The sequence below is a fragment of the Streptomyces sp. NPDC012794 genome (assembly GCF_042901085.1).
GTDB lineage: Bacteria > Actinomycetota > Actinomycetes > Streptomycetales > Streptomycetaceae > Streptomyces.
Genome location: NZ_JBIBCI010000002.1, coordinates 195,276 through 219,933, shown reverse-complemented (window position 1 = coordinate 219,933; position 24,658 = coordinate 195,276). Strand labels below are relative to the sequence as shown.

At 69.8% G+C, this 24,658-nt stretch carries 21 protein-coding genes; 10 read left to right on the top strand and 11 right to left on the bottom strand.

Annotation, left to right across the window (positions count from 1 at the left end; translation table 11 throughout):
* Nucleotides 1–4: 4 nt before the first annotated feature.
* Nucleotides 5–2,272, bottom strand: a complete 2,268-nt coding sequence (locus tag ACFY7H_RS04135) for a DUF6049 family protein (RefSeq protein ID WP_388932771.1) — start codon at nucleotides 2,270–2,272, stop codon at nucleotides 5–7.
* Between the two features lie 185 nt (nucleotides 2,273–2,457).
* Here ACFY7H_RS04135 and ACFY7H_RS04130 point away from each other — a divergent pair, with 185 nt between their 5' ends.
* Nucleotides 2,458–3,909, top strand: a complete 1,452-nt coding sequence (locus ACFY7H_RS04130) for a CCA tRNA nucleotidyltransferase (protein ID WP_388932768.1) — start codon at nucleotides 2,458–2,460, stop codon at nucleotides 3,907–3,909.
* A gap of 73 nt (nucleotides 3,910–3,982) precedes the next feature.
* On the opposite strand, the gene ACFY7H_RS04125 is transcribed toward ACFY7H_RS04130, so the two are convergent.
* The 3 genes from ACFY7H_RS04125 to ACFY7H_RS04115 all read right to left on the bottom strand — a co-directional run bounded on the left by ACFY7H_RS04125 (nucleotide 3,983) and on the right by ACFY7H_RS04115 (nucleotide 7,102).
* A complete protein-coding gene (locus tag ACFY7H_RS04125) occupies nucleotides 3,983–5,263 on the bottom strand; it encodes an MFS transporter (RefSeq protein ID WP_388932765.1) in 1,281 nt (426 codons plus the stop codon).
* 103 nt (nucleotides 5,264–5,366) lie between these two features.
* A complete protein-coding gene (locus ACFY7H_RS04120) occupies nucleotides 5,367–6,449 on the bottom strand; it encodes an inositol-3-phosphate synthase (RefSeq protein WP_388932763.1) in 1,083 nt (360 codons plus the stop codon).
* 50 nt (nucleotides 6,450–6,499) lie between these two features.
* Nucleotides 6,500–7,102 (bottom strand): PadR family transcriptional regulator, encoded by a 603-nt coding sequence (locus ACFY7H_RS04115; protein ID WP_249766869.1) that lies wholly within the window; start codon nucleotides 7,100–7,102, stop codon nucleotides 6,500–6,502.
* 272 nt (nucleotides 7,103–7,374) lie between these two features.
* Here ACFY7H_RS04115 and ACFY7H_RS04110 point away from each other — a divergent pair, with 272 nt between their 5' ends.
* Nucleotides 7,375–9,969, top strand: coding sequence for a transglycosylase domain-containing protein (locus ACFY7H_RS04110; RefSeq protein WP_388932760.1), 2,595 nt, complete (start codon nucleotides 7,375–7,377; stop codon nucleotides 9,967–9,969).
* Nucleotides 9,970–10,056: 87 nt separating this feature from the next.
* Nucleotides 10,057–11,541 (top strand): glycosyltransferase family 87 protein, encoded by a 1,485-nt coding sequence (locus tag ACFY7H_RS04105; protein ID WP_388932757.1) that lies wholly within the window; start codon nucleotides 10,057–10,059, stop codon nucleotides 11,539–11,541.
* A 37-nt stretch (nucleotides 11,542–11,578) separates the two neighbouring features.
* Here the strand turns inward: ACFY7H_RS04105 and ACFY7H_RS04100 are convergent, their stop codons facing one another.
* The 3 genes from ACFY7H_RS04100 to ACFY7H_RS04090 form a co-directional block, all read right to left on the bottom strand.
* Nucleotides 11,579–12,610 (bottom strand): alanine racemase, encoded by a 1,032-nt coding sequence (locus ACFY7H_RS04100; protein ID WP_388932755.1) that lies wholly within the window; start codon nucleotides 12,608–12,610, stop codon nucleotides 11,579–11,581.
* Nucleotides 12,611–12,644: 34 nt separating this feature from the next.
* The gene (locus tag ACFY7H_RS04095) at nucleotides 12,645–13,763 is read right to left on the bottom strand and encodes a lipid II:glycine glycyltransferase FemX (RefSeq protein ID WP_388932752.1); all 1,119 of its coding nucleotides are present in this window, start codon (nucleotides 13,761–13,763) and stop codon (nucleotides 12,645–12,647) included.
* Between the two features lie 141 nt (nucleotides 13,764–13,904).
* The gene (locus tag ACFY7H_RS04090) at nucleotides 13,905–14,228 is read right to left on the bottom strand and encodes a hypothetical protein (protein ID WP_388932749.1); all 324 of its coding nucleotides are present in this window, start codon (nucleotides 14,226–14,228) and stop codon (nucleotides 13,905–13,907) included.
* 250 nt (nucleotides 14,229–14,478) lie between these two features.
* Between ACFY7H_RS04090 and rpsF the strand changes: the two genes are divergently transcribed.
* From rpsF to rplI, 4 genes are all read left to right on the top strand, one after another.
* Entirely contained in the window at nucleotides 14,479–14,769 is a 291-nt protein-coding gene (gene rpsF / locus ACFY7H_RS04085; protein WP_004950685.1) for a 30S ribosomal protein S6, read from the top strand.
* A gap of 74 nt (nucleotides 14,770–14,843) precedes the next feature.
* Nucleotides 14,844–15,431 carry a single-stranded DNA-binding protein gene (locus tag ACFY7H_RS04080; protein ID WP_388932747.1) on the top strand — a complete coding sequence of 196 codons (588 nt, stop codon included), beginning with the start codon at nucleotides 14,844–14,846 and terminating at the stop codon, nucleotides 15,429–15,431.
* Nucleotides 15,432–15,473: 42 nt separating this feature from the next.
* The gene (gene rpsR / locus ACFY7H_RS04075; protein WP_005315025.1) at nucleotides 15,474–15,710 is read left to right on the top strand and encodes a 30S ribosomal protein S18; all 237 of its coding nucleotides are present in this window, start codon (nucleotides 15,474–15,476) and stop codon (nucleotides 15,708–15,710) included.
* A gap of 18 nt (nucleotides 15,711–15,728) precedes the next feature.
* Nucleotides 15,729–16,175, top strand: a complete 447-nt coding sequence (gene rplI / locus ACFY7H_RS04070) for a 50S ribosomal protein L9 (protein WP_125594108.1) — start codon at nucleotides 15,729–15,731, stop codon at nucleotides 16,173–16,175.
* 193 nt (nucleotides 16,176–16,368) lie between these two features.
* Here the strand turns inward: rplI and ACFY7H_RS04065 are convergent, their stop codons facing one another.
* Nucleotides 16,369–17,706 (bottom strand): MATE family efflux transporter, encoded by a 1,338-nt coding sequence (locus ACFY7H_RS04065; protein ID WP_388932743.1) that lies wholly within the window; start codon nucleotides 17,704–17,706, stop codon nucleotides 16,369–16,371.
* A 453-nt stretch (nucleotides 17,707–18,159) separates the two neighbouring features.
* Here ACFY7H_RS04065 and dnaB point away from each other — a divergent pair, with 453 nt between their 5' ends.
* Nucleotides 18,160–19,623 (top strand): replicative DNA helicase, encoded by a 1,464-nt coding sequence (dnaB, locus tag ACFY7H_RS04060; protein ID WP_388933696.1) that lies wholly within the window; start codon nucleotides 18,160–18,162, stop codon nucleotides 19,621–19,623.
* Between the two features lie 9 nt (nucleotides 19,624–19,632).
* Entirely contained in the window at nucleotides 19,633–21,018 is a 1,386-nt protein-coding gene (locus ACFY7H_RS04055) for a serine hydrolase domain-containing protein (RefSeq protein ID WP_388932741.1), read from the top strand.
* A 33-nt stretch (nucleotides 21,019–21,051) separates the two neighbouring features.
* On the opposite strand, the gene ACFY7H_RS04050 is transcribed toward ACFY7H_RS04055, so the two are convergent.
* From ACFY7H_RS04050 to ACFY7H_RS04040, 3 genes are read right to left on the bottom strand one after another with little or no spacing between them, the layout of a single operon-like run.
* Complete coding sequence (locus ACFY7H_RS04050) at nucleotides 21,052–22,227, bottom strand: winged helix DNA-binding domain-containing protein (RefSeq protein WP_388932738.1); 1,176 nt, start codon at nucleotides 22,225–22,227, stop codon at nucleotides 21,052–21,054.
* Between the two features lie 54 nt (nucleotides 22,228–22,281).
* On the bottom strand, nucleotides 22,282–22,743 hold the full coding sequence (locus ACFY7H_RS04045; RefSeq protein ID WP_388932734.1) for a GNAT family N-acetyltransferase: 462 nt from the start codon (nucleotides 22,741–22,743) through the stop codon (nucleotides 22,282–22,284).
* A gap of 17 nt (nucleotides 22,744–22,760) precedes the next feature.
* The gene (locus tag ACFY7H_RS04040) at nucleotides 22,761–23,609 is read right to left on the bottom strand and encodes a GNAT family N-acetyltransferase (protein ID WP_388933693.1); all 849 of its coding nucleotides are present in this window, start codon (nucleotides 23,607–23,609) and stop codon (nucleotides 22,761–22,763) included.
* 314 nt (nucleotides 23,610–23,923) lie between these two features.
* Between ACFY7H_RS04040 and ACFY7H_RS04035 the strand changes: the two genes are divergently transcribed.
* Nucleotides 23,924–24,574, top strand: a complete 651-nt coding sequence (locus ACFY7H_RS04035; protein WP_388932731.1) for an HAD family hydrolase — start codon at nucleotides 23,924–23,926, stop codon at nucleotides 24,572–24,574.
* Nucleotides 24,575–24,658: the final 84 nt, after the last annotated feature.

Below are 24,658 nucleotides of genomic sequence, written 5' to 3'. Positions count from 1 at the left end.
TCGCTCAACGGTCCACTGTCTCACCCGTGCCGGACCCCTCAGCGCTTTGCGGTCCGGTGTCCGTGGACTCGTCACTCGGCTGCGTGCTCTCCTCCGCGGCCGCGCGTGCGGCGACGCGCTTGCGGCTGGCGTACATCTTGATGCCCGCCAGAACGAGGAGGAGCACACCGCCGGCGATGACGAGCATGACGGTGGGAGTGATCTCGGTGGCCTCGACCGTGAACTTGCGTTCCTTGCCGTACGGCACGCCGTCCTTGGTGAAAAGGCGTGCTGTGACCTCGACCGGACCACTCGCGGTGGCGTTGGCGGTGAACTTTACCGTCTGGCTGTGTCCGCCCTGAACGGTGACTTCCTCTTCTGTTTCGCCACTGTCGCCGAACATCAGACGGGTGGGGTTGGCGGACTTCACCCGAAGTACGAGGTTCTGGACGTCCTGGACGAGGCTGTTCTGGACGCTGACCGGGATGGTCGCGCTGTGGCCGGACAGGGTGGCGTTGGACTTGGGGATGACCTTGACCTTGTCGGTCAGCCCGACCAGGTACGACTGGACCTGCTCGCGGTAGGCGGCGGCCTCCTCGGGGCGGCCCCGCCAGGAGGTGGACATCTCCCGGTTCATGGTGTTGCCGAAGGGGATCTCGACGCGGTCCGGCGCCGAGAGGATGACCTTGAAGTGGTCGAGGGTCGTCTGCGTGGTGCGGATCTTCTCGAAGGCGGAGACCGGAAGCTCCTGCTTGCTCAGGGCTTCCGGGTACTCGCCCGCGCCCGGTACCTGGGTCGCGGCGCCCGGGTCGGGCTTGGCAGCGGCCGCCGCCTCCAGGTCGGAGGGCTGGGTCCAGCGGGCCGCCTGGAGCCCGCGCAGGGCGACGGCCATCGAATCCGCCTGGCTGGCGGTCGGCCGGCGCTGGGGGGCGACCACGTAGCTGCGCTGCTCGGCGCTGTTCTGCAGGTTCAGGGCGAGGCTGTGGGCCAGGAACCGCTGGACGGCGAGCGTGGAGTTCCCGGCGGTGGCCATATCGCCCTCGAAGGCGGTGGAGAGCTCCGCGTCGGCCACCACGGCGGTGGTGCCCGCCCCGATGGGACGGGCGGCCGACGGGGTGTAGCCGAGGGCGCCCGTCTCCTGGAGGCTGTCACTGCGGGCGAGGACGTGGTGCGCGCCGGCCGAGGTGGCGACGTTCACGATCGACGGGTCGATGGCACCGTCCACCGGCCAGGAGAAGTCGGTGGACGGGGTGACGTGCAGCACCGTCTCGACGGCCTGCTTCGCCTTGTCCGTGGCCGGCCGCAGCTGCCCCAGCGTGCCCGAGACGTCCTTGCCGCGGTGGGCCAGGGAGGCGATGTCGGGGTCGGCGAAAGGCAGCGCGACGACCTTCTTGCCCTGTACGGCCGTTTCCAGGGCGCTCAGCCACTGCTCGGCGACGGCCTTGTTCCTGCCCTGTACGGGCTTGCCGTTCGGGTCGGGGCTGCGGACGCGATAGCCCTTGGTCATCGCGTCGACCGCGGTGAGCAGGTCGGGGTCGATGACCCAGGTGACCGGCAGGTCCTTGCCGAGCGCGACCATCCGCTCCAGCCGGCCGCCCGGCCGCAGCTCTTCGGCGAGGGAATCGTCGAGGAAGACGGGGGTCTGGAGCTCGTCCGAGCCGGTCTCCGCCGTGACATGTGTGGTGGAGATCAGCGGCCACAGGTAGGTCAGGGAGGACCGCTTGGCGGCCGGGTCCGGCTGCCAGGGCAGGAAGGTCCGCTGGATGCCCAGAACCTGCTCGTGCGGGCGGCCGTCGGTCGACCCGGACAGGGAGACGCCGAGCTGGTACACCCCGTCCGCGCCCAGCTCCAGCTTGTTGACCGGCACCTTGATCGTGAACTGCCGGCCCACCTTGGAGGTCAGCGAGTCGATCTTCACGGCGAAGGCCGAGTCGATCTCCCCCGGGTCCACACCGGGCCGGAAGCCCTTGCGGTCCGCCACCTCACCGATCGCCGACCGGTCACCCAGCCTGGGCCCGACCCGCAGTCCCACGTGGGCGTTCTTGATCGTCTCCGAGCCGTTGTTGACCACGGTGCCGGTGATGGTGAGCGTGTCGCTCTTGACCGGAGCGCTCGGCGACACCTCCGTCAGCTGGACGTCGACCGAGGACTCGGATGCCTGGGCGGCCGGTGCGGGGGCGTAGACCAGGGCGGCCAGCACCGGCGTCCCGCTGAGCAGGACGACTGCCCGCCGCAGCCAGCGGCGCCGGGCAGGGACGGAGGCCGTCCCCTGGATTTCTGCCGCCTCGGCCACGCGTTCGCCCGTCCCTCGAAGTGTCAGTGGTCGTCGGTTCTGCGTCCACGCATGGTAACGAGGAGCGCTGTGCGCGAGTGCCGCGCCTTGCTCCACATGATCGGTTCCGCTTCGGGGCGGCCCTCGGCGGGGTGCCGGTGAAACGGGGGAGCCCGCGCCGGGCGGGCCACGTACCCTTTTCTGTTGTGCCGAACGCCAATGAAGACAACCCCAGTGCCCTGAGTCAGGTGCAGCGCCGCGCGGTCAGTGAACTGCTGCGGGTCGCTCCTGTCGCCGACGAGCTCGGCCGCCGGTTCCAGGAGGCGGGTTTCCGCCTCGCCCTGGTCGGCGGGTCCGTCCGCGACGCGCTGCTCGGGCGTCTCGGCAACGACCTCGACTTCACCACCGACGCGCGTCCCGAGGCCGTCCTGAAGATCATGCGGCCCTGGGCGGACTCGCTCTGGGACGTCGGCATCGCCTTCGGTACCGTCGGGGCCCAGCGCGACGGGTTCCAGATCGAGGTGACGACCTACCGCTCCGAGGCGTACGACCGCACCTCGCGCAAGCCCGAGGTCTCCTACGGCGACTCGATCGAGGAAGACCTGGTCCGACGGGACTTCACCGTCAACGCCATGGCACTCGCTCTTCCGGAGCAGGAGTTCGTCGACCCGCACGGTGGCCTGGAGGACCTCGCCGCCGGTGTGCTGCGGACGCCCGGCACGCCGGAGGACTCCTTCTCCGACGATCCGCTGCGCATGCTGCGCGCCGCCCGGTTCGCCGCGCAGCTGGACTTCGAGGTCGCCCCCGAGGTCGTGTCGGCCATGAAGGCGATGTCCGACCGGATCGAGATCGTCTCGGCCGAGCGTGTGCAGGGCGAGCTGAACAAGCTGCTGCTGTCCGCGTACCCCCGCAAGGGCCTGGGACTGCTGGTGGACACCGGCCTCGCCGACCGGATCCTGCCGGAGCTGCCGGCCCTGCGGCTGGAGCGCGACGAGCACCACCGGCACAAGGACGTCTACGACCACTCCCTGATCGTCCTGGAGCAGGCCATCGACCTCGAGGAGGACGGCCCGGACCTGGTGCTGCGCCTGGCGGCCCTGCTGCACGACATCGGCAAGCCCCGCACCCGCCGTTTCGAGAGCGACGGCCGCGTTTCCTTCCACCACCACGAGGTGGTGGGCGCGAAGATGACCAAGAAGCGCATGACGGCGCTGAAGTACTCCAACGACATGGTCAGGGACGTGTCCCGGCTGGTGGAGCTGCACCTGCGGTTCCACGGCTACGGGGACGGGGAGTGGACCGACTCGGCGGTCCGGCGCTACGTCCGTGACGCGGGTCCGCTGCTGGACCGGCTGCACAAGCTGACCCGGTCGGACTGCACCACGCGCAACAAGCGCAAGGCCAATGCGCTCTCCCGGACCTATGACGGCCTGGAGGAGCGGATCGCGCAGCTCCAGGAGCAGGAGGAACTGGACGCGATCCGGCCCGACCTCAACGGGAACGAGATCCAGGAGATCTTGGAGATCGGCCCGGGCCCGATGGTCGGCAAGGCGTACGCCCACCTGCTGGAGCTGAGGCTGGAGAACGGGCCGATGGACCGCGAGGAGGCGGTCGCGGCCCTCAAGGAATGGTGGGCGGATCAGGCTCCGCAGGCCTGACGTGTGATCCACTGCGGCGGTGTTTCACGTGAAACATCGCTGCTTCACATGGACGCGGGCTCTCCCAGGGCTGTCAGTGGGGCGGCGTTTCACGTGAAACGCCGCCCCGCCGCAGGACTCCTGCCGTGGCCGCGTAGAGCAGGGCCACGCTGATGAGCAGGGCGACGGACCGGCCGTCGGCGGGCAGCATGAGGGACGCCACCGCGGCCGCCCCGACGAAGGCGACGTTGAAGAGCACGTCGTAGACGGAGAACACCCGTCCCCGGAAATCGTCGTCCACCCGGGACTGCAGGACCGTGTCGGTGGAGATCTTGGCCCCCTGGGTGGCGAGGCCGAGGACGAAGGCGGCGGCGAGCATGGGCCCGGGCGCGAAGAAGAGCCCGAGTGCGGGCACCAGCACGGCCGAGACCGCCGAGCAGACGACGATCCAGCCCAGCGGTCCGAGCCGGTTCACCAGCCAGGGCGTGACGAGGGCAGCCGCGAAGAACCCGGCCCCGGAGACCCCGACGGCGATCCCGAGGAGGGCCAGCCCGTCGGACTCGTTGTCCGACCAGGAGTAGCGGCAGAGCATCAGCAGCATCACCGTCAGCGCGCCGTAGCAGAACCGCATCAGGGTCATCGCGGTCAGCGCACGCGCGGCCTCCCGGCGGCCGGCCAGGTGCCGCAAGCCCTCCGCCATGCCGCGCACGGTCAGGGCGATCCCTTGGGCGAGCGAGGGATGGTCGGGCCCGCTCCGGTGGTCGGGCCCGAGGAGGCCAATGGCCAGGCGCAGCGCGACCAGGCCCGCGCACAGGTAGAGGGCGGCACCCAGCAGGACGACGAGGGCGTTGGACCCCGAGGCCAGGATCCGGACGAGGAAGGCCAGGCCCCCGCCGGCGACCGCCGCGAGCGTTCCGGCGGTGGGTGAGAGCGCGTTGGCGGTGACCAGCTGGTCGGTGCGGACGACGTGGGGCAGGGACGCGGCGAGCCCGGCCAGAACGAAGCGGTTGACCGCGGTCACGGACAGGGCCGAGGCGTAGAAGAGCCAGTCGGGGACCTGGACGAGTATCAGCAGCGCGGTCACACCGGCGAGCAGAGCCCGCAACAGGTTGCCGTAGAGGAAGACCTGACGCCGCCGCCACCGGTCCAGCAGCACCCCGGCGAAGGGTCCGATCACCGAATAGGGCAGCAGCAGTACCGCCATGGCCGAGGCGATGGCCGCGGGAGAGGTCTGCTTCTCGGGGGAGAAGACCACGTAGGTGGCGAGCGCGACCTGGTAGACGCCGTCGGCGGCCTGGGAGAACAGCCGTACGGCGAGCAGGTTCCGGAAGTCCCTCAGGCGCAGGAGTATGCGCAGATCACCTACGACGGGCATGAGGGCAAGGGTCACACACACCGAGGGTCCCCGGACACTTTGTCCGGGGACCCTCGGTGGAAGAGCGGTCGAAGACCAGGTGTCCGGAGGACCCTTGGGGTGACTAGCGCTCGACCTCGCCCTTGATGAACTTCTCGACGTTCGCGTAGGCCTCGTCGTCGAAGTACTGGACCGGCGGGGACTTCATGAAGTAGCTGGAGGCCGAGAGGATCGGGCCGCCGATGCCGCGGTCCTTGGCGATCTTCGCGGCGCGCAGGGCGTCGATGATGACACCGGCGGAGTTCGGGGAGTCCCACACCTCGAGCTTGTACTCGAGGTTCAGCGGGACGTCGCCGAAGGCGCGGCCCTCGAGGCGGACGTAGGCCCACTTGCGGTCGTCGAGCCACGCGACGTAGTCGGACGGGCCGATGTGGACGTTCTTCTCGCCGAGCTCACGGTCGGGGATCTGCGAGGTGACGGCCTGCGTCTTGGAGATCTTCTTCGACTCGAGGCGGTCGCGCTCGAGCATGTTCTTGAAGTCCATGTTGCCGCCGACGTTGAGCTGCATGGTGCGCTCGAGACGGACACCGCGGTCCTCGAACAGCTTCGCCATCACACGGTGCGTGATGGTGGCGCCGACCTGGGACTTGATGTCGTCGCCGACGATCGGGACACCGGCCTCGGTGAACTTGTCGGCCCACTCCTTGGTGCCGGCGATGAAGACCGGGAGGGCGTTGACGAAGGCGACCTTGGCGTCGATGGCGCACTGGGCGTAGAACTTCGCGGCCGCTTCGGAACCGACCGGGAGGTAGCAGATCAGGACGTCGACCTGGCGGTCCTTGAGGACCTGGACCACGTCGACCGGAGCCTCGGCGGACTCCTCGATGGTCTGGCGGTAGTACTTGCCCAGGCCGTCCAGGGTGTGGCCGCGCTGGACGGTCACGCCCGAGTTCGGGACGTCGCAGATCTTGATGGTGTTGTTCTCGCTGGCGCCGATGGCGTCCGAGAGGTCGAGGCCGACCTTCTTCGCGTCGACGTCGAACGCGGCGACGAACTCGATGTCACGCACGTGGTAGTCGCCGAACTGGACGTGCATCAGACCGGGGACCTTCGACGCCGGGTCGGCGTCCTTGTAGTACTCGACGCCCTGCACCAGCGAGGCGGCGCAGTTGCCCACGCCTACGATGGCTACGCGAACCGAACCCATTCCGGTTGCTCCCTGTTTGTTCTCGGAACGAGGCCTGCGAAATACAGGCCTCACTTTGCAGTTTCGTCGGGCGGTCCGGATCGTCGCCGATCCCGTCCCGCCCGCTCGCTCTCGATGAGCTCGTTGAGCCAGCGCACTTCACGCTCGACGGATTCCATACCGTGCCGCTGCAGTTCGAGCGTGTAGTCGTCCAGGCGCTCCCGTGTACGGGCGAGCGAGGCGCGCATCTTCTCCAGGCGCTCCTCCAGCCGGCTGCGGCGGCCCTCCAGTACCCGCATGCGCACGTCTCGTTCGGTCTGGCCGAAGAAGGCGAAGCGGGCGGCGAAGGACTCGTCCTCCCAGGTGTCTGGGCCGGTGTGGGACAGGAGCTCTTCGAAGTGCTCCTTACCTGCTGCCGTCAACCGGTAGACGATCTTGGCGCGGCGCCCTGCGAGTGAAGCGGCGAGAGCGTCTTCCGGGGCGTTCCCCGGTTCTTCGATCAGCCAGCCGTTTGCGACCAGAGTCTTGAGGCAGGGGTAGAGAGTCCCGTAGCTGAACGCCCTGAACACTCCCAGCGAGGTGTTGAGCCGCTTGCGGAGCTCGTAACCGTGCATGGGGGATTCACGGAGCAGGCCGAGGACGGCGAACTCGAGGATGCCTGAGCGCCTGCTCATCCGCCTGCCCCTCTCTGCCCCGGAGTTTATGTCGAGCTGATGTATCGGCTCGATACATCCAGACGATAGAACGGGCCGCTCCCAGCGACAAGCGGTGACGTGGTGACCGGCGTCACATCACCGATTCGTACGACGCAAGTTGCCTGATTTGGGGTGAACTTCGGCACTGGTTGGGTTTTGGCCGTGCGTAGGCTGTGCGGGAGGACCACCGGGGGGAACCGGAATCATCTGCCGCTTCCAGGCCACTCGCCTGCCCGAGGAGTAGTCGTTCGATGAGCGAGCACCGCCGTAAACCGCCGCAGCCCCAGGGCGGCGGCCGCGCCGCGTCCCGCAGGGCCGTATCGCAGCGCCCCGGCAGGGGCGCCGGACCCGGTCATGGCGCCCCCGCGTCACCGCCCGGCGGACCGTATGCGGAGCACGGTGCGCACGGAGGCCGTTCCGATGCCCGCCGAGCCGCCCAGCGGGGCGCGGCCGGACACGGACGCGCAGGTGGGAAGGGGGGCAGAGGCGGAAAGGGGAGTAGCCGGTTCATCGATTACCCGCGCGCGGGCAAGGTCGGCTGGGAGCGTTTCGTACCGTCCTGGAAGCTGGTCTCCGGGACCTTCCTGGGCTTCTTCGCAGTGATCTTCGCGGGCGCCGGCATCGGTATCGCCAGCGTGGGCACCCCGGACGCGAACAAGGCCGCGAAGGCGCAGAACAACGTCTTCCAGTGGGCGGACGGCACCCAGATGGTCGCTACCGGCGGCACCACGAACCGGCAGATCATCCCGATCGACCAGATTCCCCTGTCCATGCGGAATGCGGTGATCGCGGCGGAGAACGAGTCGTTCGAGACGGACAAGGGCGTCGACCCGATGGGTATCGCACGGGCCGTGGTGAACATGGCCACGGGCGGTTCCACCCAGGGCGGCTCGACCATCACCCAGCAGTACGTCAAGAACACGTACCTCGACTCCGAGCAGACCCTCAAGCGCAAGGTCACCGAGCTCTTCATCGCGATCAAGCTGGGTGTCACCGAGGAGAAGGACGTCGTCCTCGCCGGCTACCTCAACACCGCGTACTACGGCCGCGACGCCTACGGCATCCAGGCCGCCGCCCGCGCCTACTTCGGCAAGGACGCCAAGGACCTCAACCCGTCCGAGAGCGCCTTCCTCGCCGCCATGCTCAAGGGCCCCAACCTCTACAACCCCGACGGCGGCATCGGCCCGGCCGCCACCCCGGAGGCCAACGAGAAGCGCGCCCGGCTCCGCTGGGCGTGGGTGCTCGACCGCGAGGTCGCGGTGGGGCGCATGGCGCAGTCCGAGCGGGACAAGTACCGGGAGTTCCCCGCCCGGGTGGACTCCGAGCAGGCCCGCGGCATGTCCGGCCAGACGGGCTACCTGGTCGAGGTGGCCAAGCAGTACGTCATGAAGACCACCGGCATCACCGCCGAGAAGATGGCGCTCGGCGGCTACACGATCACCACCACGTTCGAGAAGCCCAGGGTGGACGCCCTGGTCAAGGCGGTCGAGGACACGCGCAAAGACTTCCTCGACGAGAAGAAGCGGCCCCAGTACGACACCTTCGTACAGGTCGGTGCCGCTTCCGTGGACGTGAAGACCGGCGCGATCGTCGCCCTGTACGGCGGCCCCGGCTGGGACCACAAGTACTTCGCCAACAATGCCAACACCTCCGGCGTCCCCGTCGGCTCGACCTGGAAGCCGTACGTCCTCGCGGCCGCCATGCAGTACGGCACGCAGAACTCCAAGGGCTCGGGCATCTCGGTCGACAGCAAGTACAACGCCAACGACCTCACCGTGATCAACAACCGGGAAGGCAAGCCGCTGCTCGCCAACGACGGCACGCCGTTCCGTCAGAAGAACGAGAGCGAGTACCCCTACGGCTACGTGACCCTCAACGAGGCGATGGAGAAGTCCATCAACGTGCCGTTCGCCCAGCTCGTCTTCGACGTCGGCCACAGCAAGGTCCGCGAGGTCGCCAAGTCCACCGGCATCCTCGAGGAGTCGATGGACAAGAACAACAACGCCTCCTTCGCCCTCGGTACCTCGACGCCCAGCGCCATCCGCATGGCCGACTCCTACGCCACCTTCGCCGCCTCCGGCACCCACCGCGAGCCCTTCTCCGTGAAGAAGGTCGTCAAGGACGGCAAGGTGGTGCCCGGCTTCGAGCCGCCCAAGGAGTCCCGCGCCATGGACGACTCCATCGCGGACAACATCACCAAGGTGCTGCGCAACGTCGTCGAGAACGGCACCGGAACCAAGGCGAAGAAGCTGGGACGGCCCGCGGCCGGCAAGACCGGAACCACCGACCAGAACAAGTCGGCCTGGTTCGTCGGCTACACCCCCGAGCTGTCCACCTCGGTCACCCTCTTCCGCAACGACCCGACCTCCAAGAACAAGGAGCTCATGTCCATGAACCACGTGGGCGGGGTCGACTCCATCCACGGTGGTGACATTCCGGCGGCCATCTGGACCGAGTACATGCGCGAGGCACTCAAGGGCACCCCGGTCAAGGACTTCCCGGAGGCCGAGGACACCGGCGTCATCGCGGACGCGGCCGGAGCCCCGCAGCCCACGCCCTCGGCGGTACCGTCGCCCTCCGTCTCGGCATCGCCCTCGCCCAGCACCTCTCCGTCGGTGTCCCCGTCGCCGTCCGGCAACGGCAAGCCGTCCTGCAAGCCGAGGCACTGGAACCTGAACTGCGACCCGACGGTCACCGGCGGTCAGAACGAGGGAGCCGACGGCGGAACCACCACCGGCGGCTTCCCGGACGGCGGCACCAGCACGATGCCGTCCCCGACCACCCCCCGCCCCGGCCGGCCGGGCGGGTCGACCAGCTGGGGAAGCATCATGGGCGCCTCCGGCTGATCCCGCCCCCGTCCCCACCCGGAGGGCCGTCGCACACCGTGCGGCGGCCCTCCCCCGTGCGCGGCGCGGTACGGCAGGATGGGCGCCATGACCAAGGTGCACGAGGACCGGCCCGTACCGCCCACGCAGCAGGACGAGGTCGCCACCGCCGGCAGCGAGTTCATCGGGGGACCGGCCGGCCGCCACGCCCGGCTGGGCGGGCACTGGCTGAACCCGGTCCGCGTCGTGGTCCTCGTGGCCCTCGGCATGTTCGCGCTGGGCATGGTGCAGAAGATGCCCTGCTACGACTGGGCCTGGTTCCGGGGGGCGGCCTCGCAGTACACCCACGCCTGCTACTCCGACATCCCGCACCTGTACTCCGCCCGCGGCTTCGCCGAGGGCATGGTGCCGTACCTCGACAAGTTCCCCGACATCGTGACCGACCCCAAGTACGGGGGCATGCAGTACCTCGAGTACCCGGTGCTCACCGGAGCCTTCATGCAGGTCGCGTCGTGGATGACGCCCACCTCCGGCTCCATCCAGCACCGCGAGCAGATGTACTGGATGGTCAACGCGGGCATGCTGATGGCCTGCGCCGCCGTCATCGCCGTCTGTGTCGCCCGCACCCACCGCCGCAGGCCGTGGGACGCCCTGCTCCTCGCCCTCGCACCGGCCTTCGCGCTCACCGCCACCATCAACTGGGACCTGCCGGCCGTGGCCCTCACCGCCGCGGCGATGCTGATGTGGTCGCGCAGCCGGCCCCTGCTCGCCGGCGTGCTCATCGGCCTGGCGACCGCGGCCAAGCTCTACCCGGTCCTGCTGCTCGGGGTGCTCTTCGTACTCTGCTGGCGGGCCGGGAAGTGGCGGGCGTACGGCGCCGCCGTCCTCGGCGCGGCCGTCTCCTGGCTCCTCGTGAACGCCCCGGTCATGTACTTCGCCTGGGACGGCTGGAAGCGGTTCTACGAGTTCAGCCAGGAACGGCCCATCGACTTCGGCTCCGTCTGGCTGCTGATCTCCCAGCGCACCGGCAACCCCCTCGAAGGTGCCAACACCTACGCGACCGGGCTGACCCTGCTGCTGTGCCTCGCCATCGGACTGCTCACGCTGACGGCCCCCAGGCGCCCGCGCTTCGCCCAGCTCGCCTTCCTGGTCGTCGCCGCCTTCATCCTGGCCAACAAGGTGTACTCACCCCAGTACGTGCTGTGGCTCATCCCGCTCGCCGCCCTGGCCCGGCCGCGCTGGCGTGACTTCCTGATCTGGCAGGCGGGCGAGGTCGCGTACTTCCTGGGGATCTGGTTCTACCTCGCTTACACGAGCAGCGGGGACAAGCACCAGGGCCTGCCCGTGGAGGGCTACCAGCTGGCCATCGCCGCCCACCTGCTGGCCACCCTGTACCTCTGCGCCGTCGTCGTACGGGACGTCCTGCTGCCCGAGCGCGACGTCGTCCGCCGCGACGGCTCGGACGACCCCTCCGGCGGTGTCCTGGACGGGGCCGAGGACGTCTTCACCCTCTCGGACAAGGCGAAGGCGCCGCGGTACGCGGCGCCTTCGGAAGGACAGCGGGTCGCCTGGGGGGTGGACGTCAAGGACTGACCGGGCCGCCGGCCCGGTCACTCCCCCGGGCGGCGGCTCAGGCGTCGAGCACCCGGTCGAACTGCGTCGTGGTGTGGCGCAGGTGGGCCACCAGCTCGTCGCCCACCTTCGGCTCGGTCGCGTCCGAGGGCACGAAAAGGATCGACACCTGCATGTGCGGCGGCTCCGCGAACCAGCGCTGCTTGCCGGCCCAGACGAAGGGCGACAGGTTCCGGTTGACGGTGGCCAGACCGGCCCGTGCGACGCCCTTGGCGCGCGGCATGACCCCGTGGAGGGCCTTGGGGGCCTCCAGGCCCACTCCGTGCGAGGTGCCGCCCGCGACCACGACCAGCCAGCCGTCCGAGGCGGCCTTCTGCTGGCGGTAGCCGAAGCGGTCGCCCTTGGCGACCCGGGTGACGTCCAGGACCGAGCCCCGGTACTGGGTGGCGTCGTGGTCGCCCAACCACAGCCGGGTACCGATGCGCGCCCGGAACCGGGTCTGCGGGAACTGCTGCTGGAGCCGTGCCAGATCCTCGGCCCGCAGGTGGCTGACGAACATGGTGTGCAGCGGCAGCCGGGCGGCGCGCAGCCGGTCCATCCAGCCGATGACCTCCTCGACGGCGTCCGAGCCGTCGGGGCGGTCCAGCGGCAGGTGCAGGGCGAAGCCCTCCAGCCGGACGTCCTCGATCGCCGACTGGAGCAGGCCCAGGTCCTGCTCGGAGATGCCGTGGCGGCGCATCGAGCTCATGCACTCGATGACCACGCGGGCCCCGACCAGTCCGCGGACCCCGTCGACCGAGGACACCGAGCGGATCACCCGGTCCGGCAGCGGCACCGGCTCCTCGCCCCGCCGGAAGGGGGTGAGGACGAGCAGGTCGCCACCGAAGTGGTCCTTGATGCTCGCGGCCTCGTACGTCGTCCCGACGGCCAGGATGTCGGCGCCCATCCGGGTCGCCTCCTCACACAGCCGCTCGTGGCCGAAGCCGTAGCCGTTGCCCTTGCAGACCGGGATCAGACCGGGGAACTGGTCCGTGATCTGCTTCTGGTGCGCACGCCAGCGCGCGGTGTCGACGTAGAGCGTGAGCGCCATGCCCGTCCGGAACCTCTCTCGAAAAACAGCTGGGTCAGCGGCGCGACATGTAGATGTCGAGCGCCTTGTGGAGCACCTTGTTGAGCGGGAAGTCCCACTCGCCGACGTACTCGACGGCCTCGCCGCCCGTACCGACCTTGAACTGGATCAGGCCGAACAGGTGGTCGTTCTCGTCCAGCGTGTCAGAGATGCCGCGAAGGTCGTAGACGCTGGCACCCAGCGCGTACGAATCGCGCAGCATCCGCCACTGCATCGCGTTCGAGGGACGGACCTCGCGCTTGTGGTTGGCCGAGGCGCCGTACGAGTACCAGACGTGCTGGCCGACGGTGAGCATCGTGGCGGCGGCCAGCGGCTCCCCCTCGTGCTTGGCGATGTACAGCCGCATGCGGTTGGGGTCCTCGGAGTTGAGGGCCGTCCACTGGCGCTGGAAGTAACTGAGCGGGCGCGGGCGGAACTTGTCGCGCTCAGCCGTGATCTCGTACAGGTACTGCCAGGTCGGCAGGTCCTCGTAACCGCCCTGGACGACCTCGACGCCGGCCTTCTCGGCCTTCTTGATGTTGCGGCGCCACAGCTGGTTGAAGCCCTTGAGGACGTCGTCCAGGGAGCGGTTGGCCAGCGGGACCTGGAACACGTAGCGGGGCTGGACGTCGCCGAAACCGGCACCGCCGTCCTCGCCCTGCTGCCAGCCCATGCGGCGCAGCTTGTCCGATACCTCGAAGGCGCGGGGCTCGATGTACGAGGCCTCGACATCGCGCAGGCGCTTGACCTCGGGGTCCTGGATGCCGGCCTTGATGGCGGCCGAATTCCAGCGGCGGATGACGACGGGCGGGCCCATCTTCACGGTGAAGGCGCCCTGCTGCTTGAGGTGGGCCAGCATCGGCTGGAGCCACTCCTCGAGGTTCGGGGCGTACCAGTTGATGACGGGGCCCTCGGGGAGGTACGCGAGGTAGCGCTTCACCTTGGGCAGCTGGCGGTACAACACGAGCGCGGCACCGACGAGTTCGCCGTTCTTGTCGAACCAGCCGAGGTTCTCCGAACGCCACTCGTTCTTGACGTCGGCCCATGCCGGGACCTGGCAGTGGCTAGCCGACGGCAGGCTCTGGAGGTACGCCAGATGCTGCTCGCGGCTGATGGTGCTCAGGGACAGGCTCATGCGGGGTGTCTCCTCCGGCGGCTTCGCTGCTATGGCGCGAAGCCTACTGCGACGGTGGCGCCACCCATCTGGGGGACAGGCCGGTACGGGCCGGTGCCTGGGCCGGAGGAAGGACGGCGCCCCGTCCCGGAGGTCGCCCGGTCAGCCCAGCCAGCCGCCGAAGAGGCCGCCGTGGGCCATTCCGAGCATGAAGCCGATGGCAGACGCGCCTAGGCCGATGATCAGCACGAAGCGCTCGCGGGTGGTGGCGGAGATGAACTGTCCGTACAGCCCGGTCCCGATCCCGATCAGCCCGGCCCAGGAAGTGAGCAGGTGCAGATCGTGGAAGAACGCAGTGACGAACGCCACGGCGCCGAGGACCAGGGTGACCACCATCAGGGTGTCCTGGACCGGATGGGACTTGCCGTCGGTGGAGAAGAGCGAGATCGGCGGGGGCGGGGACTGGCGATGCATGGCCTGTGCCATCGGAAGGCACCTCCTGGCTGACGCAGAGCGGTGCGCGGCGCGCCTCCGACCTGGGGCGGGGGCGAGGCACCGAGCACACCCGACGCATACAGAGTGTGGCCTCCTCCCGCCGGATTTCAACCGGAAGGAGGCGAGCAGGTAGTCTGTACGGTCTGCGCGGTGTCTGCTCTCGGACGCCGTGCGGCACGCATCACGACCCTCCTGCCACGGAACGACCGTGGCCGCTGAGTCCAAAGGAGGTGGGTTCCACATGCGTCACTACGAAGTGATGGTCATCCTCGACCCCGATCTCGAGGAGCGCGCTGTCTCCCCGCTGATCGAGAACTTCCTCTCCGTCGTCCGTGAGGGCAACGGAAAGGTCGAGAAGGTCGACACCTGGGGCCGTCGTCGTCTCGCTTACGAGATCAAGAAGAAGCCCGAGGGCATCTACTCGGTCATCGACCTGCAGGCCGAGCCTGCGGTCGTCAAGGAGCTCGACCGCCAGATGAACCTGAACGAGTCGGTTCTCCGGACCAAGGTCCTTCGCCCCGAGACCCACTGAACTCAGGTTCAGCGGTAATCGGGACCGAGTAGCACAGCAGCCCAGCAGCAATCCCCGCCGAGAGGTTTCCATCCATGGCAGGCGAGACCGTCATCACGGTCGTCGGCAATCTCGTCGACGACCCCGAGCTGCGCTTCACCCCCTCGGGTGCGGCGGTCGCGAAGTTCCGTGTCGCGTCCACCCCCCGCACCTTCGACCGTCAGACCAACGAGTGGAAGGACGGCGAGAGCCTGTTTCTGACCTGCTCGGTGTGGCGGCAGGCGGCTGAGAACGTCGCCGAGTCCCTTCAGCGAGGCATGCGCGTCATCGTGCAGGGCCGGCTGAAGCAGCGGTCCTACGAGGACCGTGAGGGTGTCAAGCGCACGGTCTACGAGCTGGACGTCGAGGAAGTCGGCCCCAGCCTCAAGAACGCCACGGCCAAGGTCGCCAAGACCACCGGTCGCGGTGGCCAGGGTGGATACGGCGGCGGCGGTCAGCAGCAGGGCGGCGGCGGAAGCTGGGGCGGAGCCCCCAGCACTGGTCCCCAGGGCGGCGGAGCTCCCTCCGACGACCCGTGGGCGTCCAGTGCGCCGGCCGGCGGCCAGCAGGGCGGCGGCGGGGGCGGCTGGGGCGGAAGCTCCGGCGGTTCCGGCGGTGGCTACTCGGACGAGCCGCCCTTCTAGGGCAGCTCCTTCCAAACTTCTTGATCACACAGGAGAGACACAATGGCGAAGCCGCCTGTGCGCAAGCCTAAGAAGAAGGTCTGCGCGTTCTGCAAGGACAAGACCGCGTACGTGGACTACAAGGACACGAACATGCTGCGGAAGTTCATTTCCGACCGCGGCAAGATCCGTGCCCGCCGCGTTACCGGCAACTGCACGCAGCACCAGCGTGACGTCGCCACGGCCGTCAAGAACAGCCGTGAGATGGCGCTGCTGCCCTACACGTCCACCGCGCGATAAGGAAAGGGTGACCGACTAATGAAGATCATCCTGACCCACGAGGTCTCTGGCCTCGGCACCGCCGGCGATGTCGTCGACGTCAAGGACGGTTACGCTCGCAACTACCTGGTCCCGCGTGGTTTCGCGATCCGCTGGACCAAGGGTGGCGAGAAGGACGTGGCGCAGATCCGCCGCGCCCGCAAGATCCACGAGATCGCGACCATCGAGCAGGCCAACGAGGTCAAGGCCAAGCTCGAGGGCGTGAAGGTCCGTCTGGCCACCCGCGCGGGTGACGCCGGTCGCCTCTTCGGTTCCGTCACCCCGGCCGACATCGCTTCCGCGGTCGAGGCGTCCGGTGGCCCGAAGGTCGACAAGCGTCGCGTGGAGCTGGGCTCCCCGATCAAGACCCTCGGTTCGTACCAGGTCTCCGTGCGTCTGCACGCCGAGGTCGTCGCGAACGTGGGCATCGAGGTCGTCGCCGCCTAAGGGCAGCGCATGAAGGGCCGCACCCTCCGGGGTGCGGCCCTTCGTCGTTCCCGGGAGGCGATGTTTCACGTGAAACGGCCTGCTCCCAGGTGAAGACGCCCGATGTTTCACGTGAAACGGCCTGCCGTCCATGTGAAATGCCTCCGGTTTCACGCGGGGCTGCCTCCTGTTTCACGTGAAACATCGGCGGCCGTTATCGGGTCGCTCCTGCGACCAGCCAGCGGCCCGAACGGGCGCGGAGCTGGAGGGTAACCATCCGGACCAGCATCATCAGGGTCATGGCCCACCAGAGCGCGGTCAGACCGCCGCCGAGAGCCGGGACCAGGAGCGCGGCCGGCGCGAAGACGGCCAGGGTCAACAGCATCGCCCACGCCAAGTACCGGCCGTCACCGGCCCCCATCAGCACTCCGTCCAGGACGAAGACGACTCCGCAGACGGGCTGGCTCAGGGCCACGACCAGCAAGGCGGGCAGCAGGGTGTTCTCCACCGCCGGGTCGCTGGTGAACAGCGGGATGAACACCGGACGGGCCAGGACGACCAGCAGGCCCAGCACGACGCCGGTGACGACCCCCCACAACAGCATCCGGCGACACACGGCCCGGGCCCCCTCGGTGTCACCGGCACCCAGGTGGCGGCCGATGATGGCCTGGCCGGCGATGGCGATCGCGTCCAGGGCGAAGGCGAGCAGGCTCCAGAGGGACAGCAGGATCTGGTGGGCGGCGATGTCGGCGTCTCCCAGCCGTGCCGCCACGGCTGTCGCGATCATCAGAATGGCGCGCAGGGACAGGGTGCGGACCAGCAGCGGCACTCCCGCCTGGGCGCAGGCGCGGATGCCCGCCGCGTCGGGCCGCAGAGAGGCGCCGTGCTGCCGGGCGCCTCGGACGACCACGAAGAGGTACGCGCCGGCCATGGCCCACTGGGCGGTGACCGTGCCCCAGGCGGAGCCCGCGATGCCGAGACCCGCGCCGTAGACCAGGGCCACGTTGAGGGCGCCGTTGAGGGCAAAGCCGCCGATGGCCACGTAGAGCGGGGTGCGGGTGTCCTGGAGGCCGCGGATGACGCCGGTGGCCGCCAGGACCACGAGCATCGCGGGGATGCCGAGCGCCGAGATCCGCAGGTAGGTGACGGCGTACGGCGCGGCGGTGTCCGAGGCCCCGAAGAGGGAGATCAGGCCGGGGGCGGTGGGCAGGACTGCGACGAGGACGGCGGTGCCGAGCAGCAGGGCGAGCCAGATGCCGTCCATGCCCTGCCGGATGGCTGCCGGGAGGTCGCCCGCGCCGACGCGCCGGGCCACGGCGGCGGTGGTGGCGTAGGCGAGGAAGACGAAGACGCTCACGGCGGTGGTGAGCAGCGCCGCCGCGATGCCGAGGCCGGCCAGCTGGGGGGTGCCGAGGTGTCCCACGATGGCACTGTCGGCCATCACGAAGAGCGGCTCGGCCACGAGTGCGCCGAAGGCCGGCACTGCGAGCGCGAGGATCTCGCGGTCGTACCGCTTCGCGGTCGTCTTCGTGGTGGTGGAGGCCTGTGTCATGTGCTCAATCTAATCTTCCACAGGTAATGGATGCAAGGCCCTTAGGACCCTTACTAAGCCGCTGACTTGGGCGTTCTTTCCGGCCCGTCGGGGGCGATCTTGAGACAGTGGCCAAGAATTTTCTTCCCCGGGCTCAGCGGGTAGCGAAAGTCCAGGTCAAAGGGGGTGCGCGGGTGGGTCAGGTGATTTTGTCCACAGCGTCGTCCCCCGCTCTGTGCACAGCTTCGGGCGACTTACCCACAGCATTGGCTCGGTCGTCCACATCTCATCCACACAGCCTGTGGATAACAAGATTGGCTGACGCCGCTCGCGGCCCTACCGTTGTGCGTTGCCCGACGCGCCCAGAGCCGCTTCGGGTGTCCCATATGTCAGAGCCGTGGCGTAGAAAGAGTGCCACGGCGAGGGTCCGCGTTCGCGGACGGAGGAGGCGGCCCGGTGAGCATGCCCGAGCCCATGGACGACCCCTGGGCCGACAGCGGTCCCAGTGACCGTCTGCCCGCCCGTCCGCGTCGCAGCGGCGAGGGCCGCGGCCGCGGGGACGACCAGCAGGACCGGGGCCGCGAGGGCGGCTCCTGGGACGGCGGAGGGGGCGGCTTCGAGCGCGTCCCGCCGCAGGACCTGGACGCCGAGCAGTCCGTGCTCGGCGGCATGCTGCTGTCCAAGGACGCGATCGCGGACGTGGTCGAGGTCCTCAAGGGGCACGACTTCTACCGCCCCTCGCACGAGACGATCTACCAGGCCATCCTCGACCTGTACGCGAAGGGCGAGCCCGCCGACCCGATCACGGTCGGCGCCGAGCTGACCCGCCGCGGCGAGATCAGCAAGGTCGGCGGCGCCTCGTACCTGCACACCCTGGTGCAGTCCGTACCGACCGCGGCGAACGCCGAGTACTACGCGGAGATCGTCCACGAGCGGGCCGTCCTGCGCCGCCTCGTCGCGGCCGGCACGAAGATCACTCAGATGGGCTACGCGGCGGACGGAGACGTCGACGAGATCGTCAACAGCGCCCAGGCCGAGATCTACGCCGTCACCGAGCAGCGGACCTCCGAGGACTACCTGCCGCTCGGCGACATCATGGAGGGCGCGCTCGACGAGATCGAGGCGATCGGCTCGCGCTCCGGCCAGATGTCGGGCGTCCCGACCGGGTTCACCGACCTGGACTCCCTGACCAACGGCCTGCACCCGGGCCAGATGATCGTCATCGCCGCCCGACCCGCCATGGGCAAGTCGACGCTCGCGCTGGACTTCGCCCGCGCCTGCTCGATCAAGAGCAACCTGCCGAGCGTCATCTTCTCCCTCGAAATGGGCCGCAACGAGATCGCCATGCGTCTGCTCTCGGCGGAGGCCCGGGTGGCGCTCCACCACATGCGCTCCGGCACCATGACCGACGACGACTGGACGCGGCTCGCCCGCCGGATGCCGGACGTCTCGGCCGCCCCGCTGTACATCGACGACTCCCCCAACCTGTCGATGATGGAGATCCGAGCCAAGTGCCGCCGGCTCAAGCAGCGCAACGACCTCTCGCTCGTCGTCATCGACTACCTGCAGCTGATGCAGTCGGGCGGCTCGCGCCGTCCCGAGAGCCGCCAGCAGGAGGTCTCCGACATGTCCCGAAACCTCAAGCTGCTGGCCAAGGAGCTGGAGGTGCCGGTGATCGCGCTCTCCCAGCTGAACCGTGGTCCCGAGCAGCGCACCGACAAGAAGCCGATGGTTTCCGACCTGCGTGAATCCGGCTCGATCGAACAGGACGCCGACATGGTGATCCTGCTGCACCGCGAGGACGCGTACGAGAAGGAATCGCCCCGCGCCGGCGAGGCGGACCTCATCGTCGCCAAGCACCGAAACGGTCCGACGGCCACCATCACGGTCGCCTTCCAGGGCCATTATTCGCGGTTCGTGGACATGGCCAACACGTAGCATCCGATCATGGACGCGCTCTCTGAAGACCTGGAACTGCTCCCCGCCACCCGGCGTGCCCTCCGGCACCGGATCGCCGTCGCACAGCGCGAGGGGCGGACCCCTTCGCTGGTGGCGACCGTCGTACGCGGCGGGGAGGTGGTCTGGGAGGGCTCCCGGACCTCCGTCGAGGGCCACGGACCGGACGGGAACGTGCAGTACCGGATCGGGTCGATCACCAAGACCTTCACCGCCGTCCTGGTGATGCGGCTGCGGGACGAAGGCCTGCTGGACCTGTCGGACCCGCTGGGCAAGCACCTCCCCGGCAGCGGTGCGGACGAGGTGACCATCGGCCAGCTGCTGGCGCACACCTCCGGTCTCGGGGCGGAGACTCCCGGTGAGTGGTGGGAGCGCTCGTCGGCCGCATTGCGGCCGGAGCTCGCCGACGTGCTCGGGGCCGAGCCGTTCAGGCACGTGCCGGGTACCCGGCACCACTACTCCAACCCCGGTTACACCCTGCTCGGTTCGCTCGTCGAGGCGCTCCGCGGGAAGCCGTGGGAGGAGGTGCTGCGCGCCGAGGTACTGGAACCGCTGGGCCTGAACCGTACGAGCGCGCAGCCGCAGGCCCCGCACGCGGGCGGCTGGGCGGTGCACCCGTGGGCGGACGTGATGATGCCGGAGCCGTCCGAGGACCTGGGGCTGATGGCCGCGGCCGGTCAGCTGTGGTCCACCACCGGTGACCTGGCCCGGTTCGCGCGGCTGCTGATGCGGGGCGACGACCGGGTGTTGAGCGCCGAGAGCGCACGGGAGATGCGCACCTCCGCGGCTCCTCCGGAGCCCGGCATGGCCGAACTCGGATACGGGCTCGGCCTCCAGCTGGCGGACCAGGGCGGGCGCCGGCTGGCCGGGCACGGCGGTTCGCTGCCCGGGTTCGTCGCGGGACTCTGGTTCAGCGAGGCGGACGACGTGGCCGCGGTCGTACTGTCGAACTGCACGTCGGGCCTGCCGGCCTCGACGGTGGCCACCGATCTCATCGCGATCGTCGCGGAGGCGGAGCCGCGCATCCCCGAGCCGTGGCGCCCGTTCAAGGAGGACGACCAGGTGCCGCTGGAATTGTGCGGCCCCTGGTACTGGGGTACTTCGGCGCAGGTCCTCCGGCTGAACTGGGACGGGTCCCTGGAACTGAGCCCGGTCGGGGCCACCGGCCGGGCGGCCCGTTTCCGTGCCGAGCCGGACGGCAGCTGGACCGGTCTGACGGGGTATTACGCGGGCGAGACGCTGCGGGCGGTCAGGCGTGAGGACGGCTCCGTGAGCCACCTCGACCTCGCCTCGTTCGTCTTCACGCGCGAGCCCTACGACCCTGGCGCCCCGGTGCCCGGCGGGGTGGACCCGCAGGGCTGGCGGGGCATCGGCTGACGCCTCCGGGCCGTGCCCCTTCGGCCGCGGTGTTCAGGCGGCCAGTTCGCGCTCCAGCGGGGTGCGGAAGCGGGGGGTGACACGGGCGTCGCCCACCCAGTCGGCGAGGGCGGCGGCCTCGGCCGCGACCGCCTCCTCGGCGGCCCGGCCGGGGCTGCCCAGCAGCCGCCAGACGATCTCCCCGTCAGGACGCTGGGCCCAGCCGCCGACGATCTCGCCGTTCCACCACACGGTCGGCCCGATGTTGCCCGCGTAGTCGAACAGGGCGGGACGGTGGGCGGGGTCGAGGTGGAAGCCCCGGTCCGCCCACCCCATGGCGCTGGGGTCGAGGCCGGGCAGCAGTGCGGCCCACGGTTCAGGGGCCGGCTCGGACCCGGTGTCACCCGGGCAGACGAGCCCCGTTCCGCCGTCGTCGAGGCGGACCTGCTCGGGCCCCACGGCGGCCAGCGCCGTGCGTACGTCGGTGAGGCTCCAGCCGGTCCACCACTTGAGGTCCGCCTCGGTGGCCGGGCCGTAGGCGTGGAGCCAGCGGCGGGCGATCTCCGCCCGCGCCTCGGCGACGGGCACGGAGGGCCAGGGCTGGGTGTGGACCCAGCGGAACTGGCTGGAGGTCCAGGTCCCGCGCGGCCGGTCCCGCCGGATGCGGCCGTCGGCGGCCAGGAGGCGGATGACGCGGGTGGCCACGCCGGTCTCGGCCTCGTACTTCTTGCCCCGGGCGATGGTGATCTTCTGCCGCAGGGCGGGTACCGCCGCGGAGAGCTGGCCGCCCGTGGAAGCGCCCCGGGCGTCGAGCGCCTCGAGGGCGGCGGCCTCGGCATGCGCCAGCCAGTCGGCGTCGAGGCCCCGGCCGTCCTCCTCCAGGTGCTTGAGGAGGGTCCTGCGTTCCTTCACCGCGATTCCCCGGGCGGTGGCCGCGTCCACGTACGGGGCGAAGCCCGCCGAGACGGCAAAGAGGGTGTTGCGCATGCTGAGCATGCGGACCACGCTGACGTCCTCGTACAGGGCCTGCTCGACCGTGTCGGGCCCGCCCTCGGCAAGCCGGGCCCGGACGGACAGGTACACGGTCGCGGCGTCCGTGGCGTGCAGGGCGACGACGGCGTCCGCGGCCTGGCTTGTGGTTCGGGCGCGGGCGGAGGGAGCCAGACGGTGCCGCCGGCCCAGACGGCGGCGGCGCTCGGCGGTGGTGATGAGGGGGAGGCTGCGGCTCATCCTCCCGATCGTAGGCCGGGCCACCGACAGCGGCCCGGCCCGCTCCGGGGCTGCTCAGAGCTCGAGTTTGAACCCCACATGGGAGGGGGTGAAACCGAGCCGCTCGTAGAACCGGTGGGCGTCGGTGCGGGTCACGTCCGAGGTGAGCTGGACCAGCCGGCAGTTCTCCTGCCGGGACCGCTCGACGGCCCATTCGATGAACCGGGTCCCCAGGCCGCTGCCGCGTTCGTCGGCGTGGACCCGGACGCCCTCGATGATGGAACGGGTGGCGCCCTTGCGGGACAGTCCGGGAACAATCGTGAGCTGGAGCGTCCCCACGACGCGGTCGCCGCGGACCGCGACGACGAGGTGCTGGTGGGGGTCGTCGGTCAGCCGCTTCAGGGCCGCGATGTACGGGGTCAGGTCGTCGGGTGACTCGCGGGTGGCGCCGAGCGGGTCGTCCGCGAGCATGGCGACGATCTCGGGAAGGTCGGCCTCCGTGGCCGGACGGATGGTCAGCTCGGGTGCGTCGGTCATGGGCAGGTGTCCTCGTTTCAGCCGGCGGCGACGGTGAGCGGCGCCCAGCGGCGGGACCAGTCGCCGGGCAGGCCTGGGATGTCTCGGGTCATGACGGCGTTGAAGGCCACGGACTCCATGCCGCGCGCCTTGAGCCACGTGAGGAGTTCCTCGTGGCGCACATCCACATCGGTGCGCAGGTCCCGGTCGGTGCCCGCGGCCAATGCGGCGACCAGGGCCTTGGCGACGGCGGTGTCGCGGGCGATCAGGGGGCCGACGACATGGGTGTCCATGTTGGGCCAGATCGCGGCGTAGCCGATGAGGGCACCGGAGGGGTCCTCGGCGACGAGCAGCCTGTCGGTGAATGCCGGGAGCCGCGTGATGAGGTGGGTCCGGTCGGTCCCGAACACCTCCGTGTCCAGCCGGACGATTCCCTGGAGGTCCTCGGCGGCGGCCGGCCGGACACGGGCCCCGGCAGGGCCGTCGGCCGGGCCGTCCTGCTCGGGGCGGAAGGCGCCTCGGAGCATCTCCGCGCGGCCCGTGACGCCGAAGCCGAGCTCCTCGTAGAGCGGGCGTCCGTAGGGGGTGGAGTGCAGGGTGAGCGGGACGCCGGGGAGCAGGTCGTCGCACACGTGCCTCATGAGGCGCCGGCCCAGGCCCTTGCGGGCGTACCGGTCGGCGACGAGGACCATTCCGATGGCGGCGAGATCGGGCTTCACGCCGGTGTCTCCGTACCGGGTGACGACACAGGCGGCGGCAAGCCCCTGGCCGTCGGGGGCGTCGATGCCGTAGCCGTCGCCGGCGGTGAGGAGCAGCCCCCACTTGTGGTCCTCGCGCGGCCAGCCGCGGTCCTCGGACAGGTCGGCGCAGTGCCGGAGATCTGCCATGGTCAGTGTGCGGATCGGCAGGTCGATGAGCTGTGGTGGTGTCACCGGCCCAGAGTGGATCACCGGCTCGGGAGGAGTCCAGGGAATTCGGAGATCCGTCAGCCGATGTTTCACGTGAAACACCGGCTCGTTTCACACACGCCCGTCTCGCGCACGGGGTGTTGCCCGCCTCCGCTCGTGTCGCACATGGCCTGTTTCACGTGAAACATGGCTGGGCCACCGCGCCGGCCGCGGCCGCGCCTCAGGGCCCGCCCTTTCTCCGGCGGCCGCCGAGGGAGTGCCCCGGCGGAACGGAGCCGCTAGCCTCGGCGGTTATGACTTCGCTGCACCTGTTCGATCTCGACGGGACCCTGATGTACGGCTCGGCCGCGCCGGTGGAGATCTCCCGGCAGCTCGGGGTGGACACCGAGATCGCCGCGTTGGAGCAGGCCTTCAGCGCGCGGAAGATCGGCCCACACGAGTTCTCGGTGGCGGCCCGGGAGCTGTGGGCCGAGCTGACGCCGGCGCACGTCCGGGCGGCCTTCGACGGGGCACCGTGGCTGGCGGGGATCCAGGAGGTCTGGACGGAGATCCGGGGCCGCGGTGACTACTGCGCGGTGATCTCGCTGTCCCCCTCGTTCTTCGTGGAACTGCTGCTGGAGTGGGGCGCGCACGCCGCTCACGGCTCGGTCTTTCCCGAGGTGCCCTTCACCCGGCCCGTCGACGTGACCGGGATCCTGACGCCCGAGCGCAAGGTGGAGGTCGCGGACCAGCTGTGCGCGCGGTTCGGGGTGGGCCGCAGCGCCTGCGTCGCGTACGGGGACTCCATGACCGACGCGGTGCTCTTCGAGGTGGTGCCGCGCTCGGTCGCGGTCAACGCGCGCCCGTACCTGGCCGAGCGGGCCACCCATGTCTACGAGGGCCGCGACCTCCGGGAGGCGTACCAGCTCTTGGGCGCGGCACGCCCGGAAGTCGAGGAATCTTAAGGGGAAATGGGGGTTCGAAACACCGTTTTTTCCATTCTCCCGCCGCGCACCCCGCCGACTGGCACGCTGTGAATCCCGGAACCA